11 protein-coding genes are annotated in these 13304 nt (G+C 56.3%); 6 read left to right on the top strand and 5 right to left on the bottom strand.

The window, feature by feature from the left end; genetic code table 11:
* The first annotated feature begins 2 nt into the window (after positions 1 to 2).
* Positions 3 to 755: a DUF2189 domain-containing protein gene (locus ACXJGX_RS13370; RefSeq protein ID WP_474782497.1), complete on the top strand. Its 753-nt coding sequence runs from the start codon at positions 3 to 5 to the stop codon at positions 753 to 755.
* Positions 756 to 809: 54 nt separating this feature from the next.
* On the opposite strand, the gene ACXJGX_RS13375 is transcribed toward ACXJGX_RS13370, so the two are convergent.
* From ACXJGX_RS13375 to bcp, 5 genes are all read right to left on the bottom strand, one after another.
* A complete protein-coding gene (locus ACXJGX_RS13375; RefSeq protein ID WP_474782499.1) occupies positions 810 to 1901 on the bottom strand; it encodes a LysM peptidoglycan-binding domain-containing protein in 1092 nt (363 codons plus the stop codon).
* Positions 1902 to 2117: 216 nt separating this feature from the next.
* Positions 2118 to 2615 (bottom strand): bactofilin family protein, encoded by a 498-nt coding sequence (locus ACXJGX_RS13380; RefSeq protein WP_474782501.1) that lies wholly within the window; start codon positions 2613 to 2615, stop codon positions 2118 to 2120.
* The gene (locus tag ACXJGX_RS13385) at positions 2605 to 3897 is read right to left on the bottom strand and encodes a DUF5930 domain-containing protein (RefSeq protein WP_474782879.1); all 1293 of its coding nucleotides are present in this window, start codon (positions 3895 to 3897) and stop codon (positions 2605 to 2607) included. The genes ACXJGX_RS13380 and ACXJGX_RS13385 overlap by 11 nt, the downstream gene beginning before the upstream one ends.
* Positions 3898 to 4022: 125 nt before the next feature.
* Positions 4023 to 4859: a ferritin-like domain-containing protein gene (locus tag ACXJGX_RS13390; protein WP_474782503.1), complete on the bottom strand. Its 837-nt coding sequence runs from the start codon at positions 4857 to 4859 to the stop codon at positions 4023 to 4025.
* The gene (gene bcp / locus ACXJGX_RS13395) at positions 4856 to 5323 is read right to left on the bottom strand and encodes a thioredoxin-dependent thiol peroxidase (protein ID WP_474782505.1); all 468 of its coding nucleotides are present in this window, start codon (positions 5321 to 5323) and stop codon (positions 4856 to 4858) included. The genes ACXJGX_RS13390 and bcp overlap by 4 nt, the downstream gene beginning before the upstream one ends.
* 93 nt (positions 5324 to 5416) lie before the next feature.
* Here bcp and ACXJGX_RS13400 point away from each other — a divergent pair, with 93 nt between their 5' ends.
* The 5 genes from ACXJGX_RS13400 (at position 5417) to lpdA (ending at position 13302) form a co-directional block, all read left to right on the top strand.
* Positions 5417 to 8710 (top strand): DUF3971 domain-containing protein, encoded by a 3294-nt coding sequence (locus ACXJGX_RS13400; RefSeq protein ID WP_474782507.1) that lies wholly within the window; start codon positions 5417 to 5419, stop codon positions 8708 to 8710.
* A complete protein-coding gene (gene queA, locus ACXJGX_RS13405; protein ID WP_474782509.1) occupies positions 8707 to 9771 on the top strand; it encodes a tRNA preQ1(34) S-adenosylmethionine ribosyltransferase-isomerase QueA in 1065 nt (354 codons plus the stop codon). The genes ACXJGX_RS13400 and queA overlap by 4 nt, the downstream gene beginning before the upstream one ends.
* A gap of 85 nt (positions 9772 to 9856) precedes the next feature.
* Positions 9857 to 11119, top strand: coding sequence for an MFS transporter (locus ACXJGX_RS13410; protein WP_474782511.1), 1263 nt, complete (start codon positions 9857 to 9859; stop codon positions 11117 to 11119).
* Positions 11120 to 11238: 119 nt separating this feature from the next.
* Positions 11239 to 11823: a DUF924 family protein gene (locus ACXJGX_RS13415; protein WP_474782513.1), complete on the top strand. Its 585-nt coding sequence runs from the start codon at positions 11239 to 11241 to the stop codon at positions 11821 to 11823.
* Between the two features lie 84 nt (positions 11824 to 11907).
* Positions 11908 to 13302: a dihydrolipoyl dehydrogenase gene (gene lpdA, locus ACXJGX_RS13420; RefSeq protein WP_474782515.1), complete on the top strand. Its 1395-nt coding sequence runs from the start codon at positions 11908 to 11910 to the stop codon at positions 13300 to 13302.
* The last annotated feature ends 2 nt before the right edge of the window (positions 13303 to 13304 follow it).

Raw genomic sequence — 13304 nt, forward strand, 5'->3', positions numbered from 1 at the left:
CGATGACGCAAGTTGTGAAGCCACAGGTGCAGGTGTTGTCGCTGTCGACCATCGGCGCGGTTTTACGCGCGGGGCTGGCGGATTTTCGCAAGGCGCCCCAGTTCGGGCTATTCTTCAGTGCGGTCTATGTTCTGGGCGGATTTTTAATGATCTGGCTCGGGGCAGGGCATGTCAGCTGGGTACTGGCGACATCGCTTGGTTTTCCGCTACTTGCACCATTTGCTGCCGCAGGACTTTACGAGGTCAGCCACCGGATGGAAAATGATACGCCACTTTTGTGGCCCGAGGTGTTGGGAATTGTCTGGCAAGAACGCACGCGCCAGTTGCCTTGGCTGGGTGCAATTATTGTCATCTACTTTTTGTTCTGGACCTTTCTGGCCCATATGATTTTTGCCCTGTTCATGGGTGTGTCAACGATGACCAATGTGACGGGCAGCCTGGATGTGTTTTTGACGCCCACGGGGATCGCGATGATTGCCGCAGAACTGGTGGTCGGGGCGGTGCTTGCGTTTTTGCTGTTCGCGCTGACTGTGGTGAGCCTGCCATTGGTGCTGGACCGCGAAGTGGATTTTGTGACAGCAATGATGTTGAGCCTGCAAGTGGTGCGCCAAAACCCGTTTGTGATGATCGTCTGGGCGGTGGTCATTGCGGTGCTGTCGTTGATCGCGTTGGCCCCTTGGTTTTTGGGGCTGGTGGTTGTGCTGCCGGTTTTAGGGCACGCAACCTGGCATTTGTATCGCCGGGCGATTGTGTGATTGCAAAAAAAAGGGCGCCAATCGGCGCCCTTTTCGCGTTTGCGATCGTGTCGCTTATTGTGTCATCGCGCGATGTGCTGACAGGTGGCGGTTCACAATTTCAAACCAGCGCCCGTCTGCTTTGATCGCTGCGATGCCTGTGTTCATCATGTTCAGCAAAGCTTCGCGGTTGGGGTTTGATTTTGAAATCACCGGGCTGAGGTTCAGAACCTTGGTCAGCTGTTCGTTCAGCATGATTTGGTCTTGCGCACCCAGTTCCAGAACCGCGCCTTGGCCGGGATCAACAGCGATCACCACAACGTCGTATGTGCCGTCCAGCAGACCTTGCATACAGCCTGTGATCAGGACTTCCTGGCCAAAGGTGATGGCTGGCGCGACAAGGCCGTCTTCTTCGAGAACGAAGGTTTCATAGCCGTCAGGACGGCAGATGCTTTTCCCCATAAGTTCGGCATGGGTGGCTGGCAACGGATCGTCCGCACGGCTGAAATAGCCCAGCAGAATTTCGAACATCGGGTCGGACCATTCGAAGTTGTTGCAACGGAATTTGGCGTCGTCGCCCAGACGGTCAACGACATCACAGGGGGGTTCGTACCATGCGGTCGCAAAGTCATAGGCGTGGTCCGTCAGCAGCGGCTGCAGGTGTGAGCCCCAGTCGTTAATGAAATCGATCTTGTACTCTGGGGTGCCTTCTGCGGCGGACAGTGCAACATTTGTCAGTTCGGTGACCATCCCGCCTTGTTCTTGGTCCTCGTTGAAATAGGGCGCCCAGTCGGTCGCAGTGACAACGCGGACCACCAGATCAGACGGCGCGGCAAGCTGTTCGGTCGTGACCACTTCGCGGATTGCGGCGGCGTTTGCTTGCGATGTGGTGTTGCCATCAAGGCAGGGGATATCAATGACCAGCCCTGACGAAATCAGCCCGGGATTTGGGCCGATTGCCGCAGCGTTTGCGCTGTAGATGATCTGGAAATCGGCGGCAGATCCGTATACTTGTTTGGCAATGCCTGACAATGAATCGCCTGACGAAATTGTGTATGGCGCGCCACATGCGATCGATTGCGCGCTGGCAGATTGGCCAGCCAGCACAAATCCGGTTGTTGCGATCCCGAGGGTCAGCGTGCGCAGGGCAGGCTTAAGGTAATTCAATGTGTCTCTCCATGCATGATAGATTCGTTTTATTGACTGATTAATCAACTAACTGGATACGCAGCCAAAGTGAGTACGGCAAGCGGCGGAAATCGGACCGATCCGCGGCAATTCTTTGTTCAGTGAAAAAAACAAACGCCACTGCTAGAAATGTAAGCGCCATAAGAAAAGGGCACCCGTTTCAGATGCCCTTTGAAAGTGCGATTTTGGCGCAAATTATTTGCTAGGTTCTGTCGCCGCGCCGGTCGTCGGCATTTTTTTTGCGCTTGTGGACAGCGGGTCATCCTGGCGCTGCACGGAGCCTTCAAAATGTGCGCCGCTTTCGATGGCGATTGTTTTATGAATGATGTCGCCTTCGACGCGGGCCGTGGATGTCAGGCGCACCTTAAGGCCGCGCACGCGGCCCACAACGCGACCGTTTACGACAACATCATCCGCGATGACTTCGCCGCGAATTGTCGCGCCTTCACCAACTGTCAGCAGGTGCGCACGAATGTCGCCGTCTACCTGACCTTCAACTTGGATGTCGCCCGTTGTCTTTAGATTGCCTGTAATCAACAGGTCTGACGACAGGATCGACGCCGCCGGCTTGGCCTTGGGTGCAGATGGTTTGAAATCCGAACCTGACGCAGCGGTTTTGGACGCATCTGATGCATTGGTTTCATTTTCGGCCGACTTTGGCCCAGGTTCATTGATTTTGGATTTAGAAAACATCTTGTCCAGCTCTTATATAGATCATGGGGTTGACGGGTTCGCCTCCGACGCGAACCTCGTAGTGAAGGTGTGGGCCAGTCGACCGACCTGAGTTGCCCATATCACCAATTCGATCGCCACGCGAGACTCTTTGACCAACACTGACATTCATGGCGTTTAAGTGTGCGTATCTTGTCTCTATTCCGAAATCATGTTGGATTTTGATCAGGCGGCCGTAACCCGACGCCCAGCCTGCGTGGACGACGACACCGTCGGCGGTGGCGTAGATTGGGGTGCCAATGGGCCCCGCAAAGTCGGTTCCCGCGTGCATCCGGCCCCAGCGCGGCCCAAAGCCAGATGTGTAGCGAAAGCCTGCTTTTACTGGGACATCAAAGGGCGCTTTTTCAGCCGCAATGCGGTACAGGTTGATGCGATCCATCGACGCCAAAATGCCGTTTGCACGTAGCGCGTCTGAATCCGGCTCACCGCCGCGCGTCGAGAATTGAATAGGGGTCAAAGGACCGCCGGTGCCAGAGTACCCGCGCCGCACCTGTTCAAGCATCGTATCCGGGTTCATCCCCGCTGCACGGAACATATCGTCCAGCGGTTCAACCGACACCATCATCGCCTCTTCGAGTTGGCGGAAAATTTCGTCGTTGCGTTCTTGTAGCAAGCGTAGCTGTAGCTCTATTTCTTGGGCGTGTCCGACCGCGAATTCAGCGTCGGCGGCGATTTTGTCGCGTTCGACTGCGGTCTGCGCCAGTGCAGTGGCCAGCATATCCACAGTACCTAAAGTGTCTTCATTGATGGCGGTGTTGGTCTGCGGTCCGTTTTCAAGAGAAAGTTCAGAGACTTGTGCGCGCGCTTCTTCGCGGGCTTTCATCGTATCGCGGAGCGTGCTTTGCACGACCTCAAGCCCTGTTTCAAGTTCGCGACGTTTTTCTTCGGTCGCTAACAGTTCACTTTGCATGATCGAAATTTGGCGCAGCGCCGAATTGAAACGCTCTTGTGCGGTTGCAGCTTCGATGGCGCGCGCGTCCCGCTCTGTTGACAGTGCGTTCAGACGTTGTTCATAGGTCATCTGATCGCGTTGTGCTTGTGCACGGAAATTCCCGGCGCCTATGCTGTCCATCAACAAGATGGCCGTCGCGACAATCGTCCACGCCACGACGATGATACATCCGGTCCAAGCCACAAGCTGCGTTTCAGACTTCAGCCGGATAAACCGTGTCTCTGAATCGGAACGCAGGAACAACCTGCGTTCAGGGAACCAGCGTTCGAGTGTGGTGTGAACGGATTTTATTAGCTTTGATCGCACTATGTCGCCCTGTGTCGTCCCGGTATAAACTGGTCCCCACACCAGTGTCGCCTATGTCTCTAAGCACCCTAATCGCGGCCTGCAACAATTTTAGGACGCGGTCCGCGGGTTTATGCCGGACCGTCGGCAGTCTTTGCCTCGTTGGCGGGTTCTGTCAGCGGCCAATAAAAGTCGGGTGGCATACCGGCTTCTGCCCGTTTTTCTTCGTTAAATGGTGGCTTTAACGTGCCGTGAAAATAACGCCGCACCAAGTCATGAAAAACGCCTGTCGGGTCAAGGTCGTGACGACCGCACAAAAAGTTGAACCATTTGGACCCGTAGGACACATGGTGAACCTCTTCGGCATAGATGGTTTCAAGGGCTGCCACCGCCGCGACATGTTTGGCCTGTTTGAAGACTTTGATCATCCCTGGCGTGACATCAAGCCCGCGCGCTTCCAGCACCATTGGCACAACCGCAAGGCGGCCCATCAGATCATCAGCGGTGTCTTCTGCGGCGCGCCACATGCCGGCATGGGCTGGAAGGGCGCCGTAAAAGCTCCCCATTTCTTCAAGACAGTCGCACATCAGATTGAAATGTTTTGATTCTTCGTCCGCGGCTTTGACCCAATCGTCGTAAAACCCGATGGGAAAAGGCGTGTCGGTAAACCGGGCAATGATGTCCCAGTGCAGATCAACAGCGTTCAGTTCGATATGCGCGACCGCATGCAAAAGCGCGATGCGCCCGGCTTCGGTTCCGGGCTTGCGCTGTGGCACGTCACGGGGGTTCAGCAGTTCTGGTTTGTCGGGGCGTGCCGGGTAGGAAGGCGGTTGGGCGTCACCGATTGCAATGGGCGTACTGCCGGCGCGGCTTTCGCGCCACTGTGCGGCATAGCGATGTGATAGCGCCGTCTTTTCGCGGCCGTCAGCAGTATTCAGCACCGCCACAGCCATTTCTGTCAGGGTCATAATGCGCGTACCGCGTCCAATACCGCATCCACGTGGCCGGGCACGCGCACCTTGCGCCAGATTTGCGCGATCTTACCGTCTGCGCCGATCAGGAAAGTCGCGCGTTCGATCCCCATGTAGGTTTTGCCATACATCTGCTTTTCAACCCATGTGCCATACCGTTCACACACGTCACCGTCTTCGTCCGACAAGAGCGCGATTTTCAGGTCATGTTTGGCGACGAATTTTTCATGTTTTTTGACCGGATCCTTGGAAACGCCAAGAACAACTGTGTTCAGGCTGTCAAAGCCGGGCAGGTTGGTGGTAAAATCAATGGCTTCTGTGGTGCATCCAGGGGTGGCATCTTTGGGATAGAAGTAAAGAACCACGTTTTGACCCAGGAAATCCGCCAACGACACGGTTGTGCCGCCATCGCGTGGCAGTGTAATGCTGGGGGCCGGATCGCCAATTGTCAGCTCTGTCATATCGCGTCCTTTTCTGCGTTGTTCTTTCTTGCTTTTGTTTTAACCCGACAAGAGCAAAGATAAAGACCTTACCACCCGAAAGTACCCATCCGCGTGTCAGACCCAGACGATCAACCGCTTTTACCGCCGCCCGCTGCGCCGACCAGCCGGTTGCGACGCTGGGTGTTTTGGTTGCGCGCGATGATCTGGATTGGTCTGACACCCGTCGTGTTTGCTGTTGTCGCCAGCGTGATGATGGTTGACCGTGAAATCACGGCCCCAAGTTGGATCGTGAACCGGATCGAGGCGCGCGCGGGCGATGTTTTGGATGGCGGCACCTTGGAATTCGGGGCCATCACGTTGCGGGTCGGCCGCGATTTGCACCCGCACGTTCGCCTGATCGACACTAGGCTATCTGACAAAAACGGCGTGATGATCACGCGCATCCCTGTCGTCGAAGGTGTCGTATCACCGCGCGGGCTGATTTTTCGCCGTGAAGTGCTGATGCAAAATGTCAGCGTGATTGGAACCCAAATCAACCTGCGCAGGGCACGCGACGGGACCGTTGCCGTCGCGTTGGGAGGAAACACAAACGAAGTTGGGCAGGCGCGATCCATACCTCTTTTGCTGGACCAGCTGGATCGTGTGTTTGAACGTCCGCAGCTTGAGGCGCTGGAAAGCGTGACTGCACAAGGCGTTGTCATCAATTTTGACGATGCGCGCGCACGGCGCAGTTGGGTGGTTGACGGGGGCACCTTGCGGTTAAACCTGCGCGGTGGTGTGACCGCGCTTGACGGGAATTTTTCGCTGCTGTCAGGGCGTGCTGATGTGACGACGGTCACCTTATCCTACAGCAGTCCGCGTGGCAGTCGCGCCGCCCAGCTGGCGGTGTCGATTGACGATGCGATCGCAAGCGACATCGCCGCACAATCGCCTGCCCTGACATGGCTGCGCGATATTGACGCGCCAATTTCAGCCTCGCTGCGCACGGCGTTAGATGACGACGGCGCGTTGGGTCCGCTGAGTGCCACATTGGAAATCGGGCGCGGCGCGTTGCAGCCAAATGATGCGACCAAACCGATCGCGTTTCAGGCGGCCAAAGCTTATCTGACCTACGATCCGGTTCGGGACCGCATCGCGTTTTCCGATATCAACCTTGAGACGGATTGGGGCAGTTTGCACGCGTCGGGCGATGCGTATTTGCGTGAGTTTCAGGACGGGTTGCCCAGATCATTGCTGGGGCAATTTCAATTTCGCGATGTCGCGTTGAACCCGCTTGGTCTGTTTGATGCGGCGCCGACAATTGACACCGCTGATGTCGACTTTCGCCTGCGGTTCGATCCGTTCCGCATCGATCTGGGGCAGATGGTGATCGAGACGGGCGATGTCCGCGTGATATCGCAAGGGAACGTGGTCGCGTCCGAAGACGGCTGGCACGGTGCACTTGATAGTGCTGTCCATGATTTGCAGCCCGCGCAATTGTTGGCGTTTTGGCCCGCAACCATCAAGCCGAAGACGCGTACGTGGATCGACGAAAATCTGGCGCAGGCACGTGTCACGACCGGCACTGTTGGTCTGCGCATCGCGCCAGAGACAAAGCCGGTCGTGGCCATTGGTTTTGAATTTGATCAGGCACGGATCAGGTTTATGCGTGACATGCCATTGATCACAGAGGCCGCGGGTGTCGGGTCCATTATCGATCACCGATTTTCGGTGTCTCTGGATGCGGGCACAGTCGCACCGTCGCAAGGTGGGCCGGTCGATGTTTCCGGCACCACGTTTGAAATTGCCGACACCCGACAGAAACCGGCGCAAGGGACGGTTGATCTTGCGATTGATGGAACGATCACGTCAGTTTTATCAATCCTGAACCAGCCACCGTTTCTTTTCCTCGACAAGGCCCAGAGACCCGTCACCTTGGCGGACGGTCGCGCGCAAGTTGGCGGCACGGTGTCGTTCCCAATGATGCGCGGCGTCAAGCTGGACCAAGTCGATCTTGATGTAGCGGCTGAATTGCGCAGCGTGCGCAGTGATCAACTGGTCCCGGGGCGCACGCTCAATGCCGCGCGGTTGCAGGTCGCTGTCGATCGATCTGGACTGACGATCAATGGCCCGGTGCGTTTGGGTGCGGCCAATGCCAATGGCACATGGCGCCAGCAGTTTGGCCCCGAGCACGCAGGACAAAGCCAAGTGGCGGCGCAAGTCGTGCTGAACCAGGACGTCTTGGATGAATTCCGGATTGCGCTTCCACCGGGAACACTTGCGGGCAGTGGCACAGCTGATGTGGTGATCGATCTTGTGCGCGGTGAGGCGCCTGCCTTTTTGATCACCTCTGACTTGCGCGGACTAAGGGTGGCAATTCCTGCAGTGGGATGGGCGAAACCCGCAGGTCAAGCAGGCGAACTGCGCGTCGCGGGCACCCTTGGCGCAGTGCCTTCGGTTGACAGTTTACGCATCAGCGGTGGCGGTTTGAACGCTGTGGGCCAAATCAGGTTACGTGCATCGGGCGGGCTTGAGACGGCGACATTTAGCAGACTGCAAATTGGGAACTGGCTGAACGCGCCTGTCACTTTGCAGGGGCGCGGCGCTGGACAGCCCGTAGGCGTCGTAATGAACGGAGGCAGCGTTGATCTGCGTCGCGCAAGTTTCGGGCCCAGCCAAGGTGACGGAGGGCCGATGCAAATTGCGCTCGATCGGCTGCAAATTACTGAAGGGATCGCACTGACGGGCTTTCGCGGCGACTTTAACGGCGCTGGCGGATTTTCCGGGCGTTTCAACGGCATGGTGAATGGCACCGCCTCTGTCCAAGGCGTGATCGCGCCGCGAGATGGCCGGTCTGCGGTGCGTGTGCAAAGTGATGATGCTGGCGCTGTCATCGCCGCAACGGGCCTGATGGCGAATGCGCGTGGCGGCAGCCTTGACCTTACTCTTTTACCTGCGGGTGGCGCGGGGTCGTTTGATGGCACCGTGGCTGTACGTGGCATCCGCGTGCGCGATGCGCCGACAATCGCGGCGCTGCTGGACGCCATCAGTGTGGTTGGGCTGTTGCAACAGCTTGACGGGCAGGGGCTGAGCTTTGACGAAGTTGACGCACAATTCCGGCTGTCACCGACACAAGTTATCGTGACGCGGGCCAGTGCGGTCGGGCCGGGGCTTGGCATTTCGTTGGATGGGATTTACACGCTCGCCAGCAAACAGATTGATCTGCAAGGCGTGGTGTCCCCACTGTATCTGCTGAATGGCATTGGTTCTTTTCTAACCCGAAAGGGAGAGGGGCTGATTGGTTTCAACTATACCATCAAGGGCAGCAGTGATGCGCCGCAGGTCAGCGTAAACCCATTTTCGGCGCTAACACCGGGTATGTTCCGGGACATTTTCCGCCGTCCGCCACCGGAAGTAAGCAAATGAAACTAAGTGATTTTGATTTTGATCTGCCTGATACGTTGATCGCCACGCGTCCCGCCCGGCCGCGCAGTTCGGCCAGATTGTTGTTGGCGCAAAACGGCCACATCTCTGACCGGATTGTCGCGGATTTGCCGCAGCTTATGCAGCCCGGTGACCGGTTGGTTCTAAACGACACCAAGGTTATTCCAGCACGGCTGACAGGGATGCGGCATCGTTCAGGTGCGGAGGGTGACACCAGCGCAAAGATCGAAGTAACACTACTCGAGCCGCGCGCAGACGGATGTTGGGCGGCGCTGGTGAAACCGTTGCGCAAAATTCGCGATGACGAGGTGATTGTATTTTCGCACGATCTGACGGCACGCGTCACGGGACGTGCTGACGGGCAGGCGTATCTGGCGTTCAACCTGACCGGCGATGATTTCGATGCGGCGCTGGCGCAGGTCGGTGCAATGCCGTTGCCCCCCTACATCGCCGCAAAGCGTCCCGCCGACGAGGCCGACAAGCAAGACTATCAAACCTATTGGGCACGTCATGCAGGCGCGGTTGCTGCGCCTACTGCATCGCTGCATTTTGATGGTCCTTTGATGGAGGCATTGTCTGCGCGCGGTGTTTTATTCACCCATGTGACATTGCATGTCGGTGCGGGAACTTTTCTGCCTGTCAAAGTGGATGATGTGCGTGACCACAAGATGCATTCCGAATGGGGAGAGGTAACCGCACAAGCGGCCGCCGAAATCAACGCCACCAAAGCCGCAGGCGGCAGGGTGATTCCGGTTGGCACCACGGCATTGCGCCTGATCGAAACGGCAGCGCGCGGTGGTGCATTGACACCTTGGGCCGGCCCCACCGATATTTTTATTACTCCGGGTTTCGAATTTAAGGTGGCCGACGGGTTGATGACCAATTTTCACCTGCCGAAATCGACATTGATGATGCTGGTGTCCGCGTTGATGGGGCCACAGGTCATCAGGGATATATATGCGCATGCAATCAGCTCTGGTTATCGGTTCTTTAGTTACGGGGATGCATCACTGTTGTTACCTTTCTCGAATGATGCGGCGTGATTAGATACAGCTGTGTCGCTTTCGTGTGATGGAAATATACGACGATCGTTCATAGGTTCGGTTCTGCCAATTGAAGGGGCGCGCGATGATTAAGGTTTTTGTAGGGTCTTGGGCCTTGTTCATCGGGATGTTCATGCTGATGGTCGGGAACGGCCTGCAGGGGACATTGCTGGGTTTGCGCGGCGATCAAGAAGGTTTTAGCACTTTCGCGCTTTCAATTGTCATGTCGTCCTATTTTGTCGGGTTTTTATTCTCGTCTCGTTACACGCCAGAATTGATTCGCCGTGTCGGCCACGTGCGCGTTTTCGCGGCGATGGGGTCGATGATTTCCGCTGTGCTGATCTGTTATCCGGTTTTGATTGAACCTTGGGCGTGGGCAATTGGCCGCGTTATGATCGGGTTCTGCTTTTGCGGGGTCTATATCACTGCCGAAAGCTGGCTGAACGATGCGTCCAGCAATGAAACCCGCGGCAAGGCCTTGTCGCTTTATATGATCGTCCAGATGGCTGGCATCGTTTTTGCGCAGTGGATCGTCAGCCGTGGGGATGTGTCCGGCTATACGCTGTTTATTATCCCGTCTGTTTTAGTGTCGCTGGCCTTTGCGCCGATCTTGCTTTCTGCCCGGCCAATGCCCGCGTTTGCAGCAACAAAACGTATGAAAATCAAAGACTTGATTGACGCGTCGCCGCTTGCGTGTTTCGGCATGTTCATGCTGGGCGGCGTTTTCGCAGCGCAGTTTGGGATGTCTGCGGTCTATGGTAACCGCGTTGGATTATCCGTCGGTGAGATTTCGTTCTTTGTCTCGGCAATTTATGTTGCGGCATTATTGTTGCAGTATCCGATCGGGTGGCTGTCAGACCGTATGGATAGACGGATTTTGATCATCTGGATCGCACTATTTGGCGGCTTTGGATCGCTGCTGGCGTTTATCATCCCTGACAGCTTTGCCATTATCGTTCTGAGCGGCGCAATCGTGGGCGGCACATCGAACCCATTATATGCATTGCTGCTGGCCTATGCGAATGACTACCTCGAAAAAGAGGACATGGCGGCAGCGTCAGGTGGGTTCTTGTTTGTAAACGGGGTCGGCGCAATTGCCGGGCCGCTGATTGTCGGGCGCATGATGGATGTCATCGGCAACCGGGGGTATTGGTTGTTTACCGCCGTCTTGATGCTGATCATTGGGATTTATGGTCTTTACCGGATGACGCGCCGCCAGCGCAGCGACCTCGAAAGCGACCATCAGGTCCCTTACGCCCCCGTGACCGCCGCATCGAGCCAGATCGCCGCAGAAGTCGCACAAGAAATATACATCGATGCCGGCGAAGAGGACGCGCATAGCACGTAAATGCGTTGCGCATTTAGCAACATTGCGCGGGTTATTGCTGTGAAATTATGTGGCACCTTGCTTGCATAGAGCGGGTCTGGTTCGGTTGCACGAACAACGTCAATCGCAGGAGCAGCACGATGACGACCCCAGAAGACGTCTTGGCCTTTTGGCTGGATGAATGCACACCCGCCGATTGGTACAAGTCCGATCCCGATCTTGACGCGCGAATCCGGGACAGATTTTTAACCGGTTGGGAGGAGGCCACAGCAGGTGCCTATGGGCTTTGGCTGACCTATCCGTCGGGCGCGCTGGCCTATATCATTCTGACCGACCAGTTTCCGCGCAACATGTTTCGTGGCGATGGCAGGTCATTTGCCACGGACGCCATTGCGCGCGCTGCGGCAAAAATGGCGATTGATCGCGACTGGGACCTGAAGATTGCCGCCCCGGCACGACAATTTTTCTATCTGCCTCTTATGCATTCTGAAGGATTGAGCGATCAGGACCGCGCTGTCCGGCTGTTTCATGCGCGGATGCCGGATAATGGCGCAGACAATTTGGACCATGCCTGTGCCCATCGCGCGGTGATCCGTGAGTTTGGGCGCTTTCCTTACCGCAACGCAGCGCTGGATCGCAAAACAACACCCGCCGAACAGGCGTTTCTGGACGCAGGCGGCTACAGTGCTGCGATACGTGCGGTGCGCGAAAAGTCTGCTACGTGAATAACGGCCTTGCACTGGGCTATCTGGTGATCTCTTTAAAAGTGGTTTAGTGTTGAACTAATTTTTGATTTGGAGGGTCAGCAGATGGCTGCAAACAACTTTGACATGATCGTAATTGGGGCAGGTCCGGGCGGCTATGTCGCCGCGATCCGTGGCGCACAACTAGGTTTGCGTGTTGCAGTAATTGAGCGCGAAAATCTGGGCGGGATTTGTTTGAACTGGGGCTGTATCCCGACAAAGGCGCTGCTGCGGTCCTCCGAAGTGTTTCATTTGATGCACCGTGCAAAGGAATTCGGGCTGTCCGCCAGTGGCATCGGCTATAATCTGGACGCGGTTGTGAAACGGTCACGTGGCGTGGCCAAGCAGATGGAAGGCGGCGTCAAGCACTTGTTGAAGAAGAACAAGGTTACCGTGATCATGGGCACGGCAATGATCCCCGCCAAAGGGAAGGTGTCAGTGAAGACTGAGGCCGGAACCGAAGAACTGACCGCCAAGAATATCATTCTGGCCACAGGGGCCCGTGCGCGCAATTTGCCAGGCCTAGAGGCAGACGGCGACCGTGTTTGGTCTTACCGTCACGCGCTTGTCCCGCCGCATCAACCTAAGAAGTTGCTGGTCATCGGTTCCGGTGCCATCGGTATTGAATTTGCAAGCTTTTACAACACACTCGGCGCGGATACGACGGTTGTCGAAGTGATGGATCGCGTGCTTCCCGTCGAGGATGCCGAGATCAGCGCCTTTGCGAAAAAGCAGTTTGAAAAGCAAGGCATGAAGATCATGGAGAAATCCGTGGTCAAACAGTTGGACCGCGCCAAAGACAAGGTCACGGCCCATATCGAGACCGGCGGAAAGGTCATCAAAGAAGAGTTCGATACCGTGATCAGCGCCGTTGGTATCGTCGGTAACGTCGAAGATTTGGGGCTGGAGGCACTGGGCGTAAACATCGACCGCACCCATGTGGTTACCGATGAATATTGCCGCACCGGAATCGAAGGCCTGTTTGCCATCGGTGACATCGCGGGTGCGCCTTGGTTGGCGCATAAAGCATCGCACGAAGGTGTCATGGTGGCCGACCTGATCGCTGGTAAACACCCGCATCCGGTCAAACCCGAAAGCATTGCAGGTTGCACCTATTGTCACCCGCAGGTCGCATCGGTTGGATATACCGAAGCCAAGGCCAAAGAACTGGGATACGACGTAAAGGTTGGCAAATTCCCATTCATCGGCAACGGGAAAGCAGTGGCGTTGGGCGAACCGGAAGGTATGGTCAAAACGGTTTTTGATGCCAAGACTGGCGAATTGCTGGGCGCGCATATGGTTGGTGCCGAAGTGACAGAGCTGATCCAGGGATACGTGATCGGTCGTCAGCTTGAGACCACCGAGGAAGATTTGATGAATACCGTCTTCCCGCACCCGACATTGTCAGAAATGATGCACGAAAGCGTGCTGGCTGCATATGGCCGCGCGATCCATATCTGATA

The sequence above is a fragment of the Yoonia sp. SWMV100 genome (genome assembly GCF_056108365.1).

What these genes read in the sequence shown, in the direction of transcription:
- ACXJGX_RS13370 (WP_474782497.1), top strand. Translation starts at nt 3, where the DNA reads ATGACGCAAGTTGTGAAGCCACAGGTGCAGGTGTTGTCGCTGTCGACC.
- ACXJGX_RS13380 (WP_474782501.1), bottom strand. Translation starts at nt 2,615, where the DNA reads ATGTTTTCTAAATCCAAAATCAATGAACCTGGGCCAAAGTCGGCCGAA.
- ACXJGX_RS13390 (WP_474782503.1), bottom strand. Translation starts at nt 4,859, where the DNA reads ATGACCCTGACAGAAATGGCTGTGGCGGTGCTGAATACTGCTGACGGC.
- bcp (WP_474782505.1), bottom strand. Translation starts at nt 5,323, where the DNA reads ATGACAGAGCTGACAATTGGCGATCCGGCCCCCAGCATTACACTGCCA.
- queA (WP_474782509.1), top strand. Translation starts at nt 8,707, where the DNA reads ATGAAACTAAGTGATTTTGATTTTGATCTGCCTGATACGTTGATCGCC.
- ACXJGX_RS13410 (WP_474782511.1), top strand. Translation starts at nt 9,857, where the DNA reads ATGATTAAGGTTTTTGTAGGGTCTTGGGCCTTGTTCATCGGGATGTTC.
- ACXJGX_RS13415 (WP_474782513.1), top strand. Translation starts at nt 11,239, where the DNA reads ATGACGACCCCAGAAGACGTCTTGGCCTTTTGGCTGGATGAATGCACA.
- lpdA (WP_474782515.1), top strand. Translation starts at nt 11,908, where the DNA reads ATGGCTGCAAACAACTTTGACATGATCGTAATTGGGGCAGGTCCGGGC.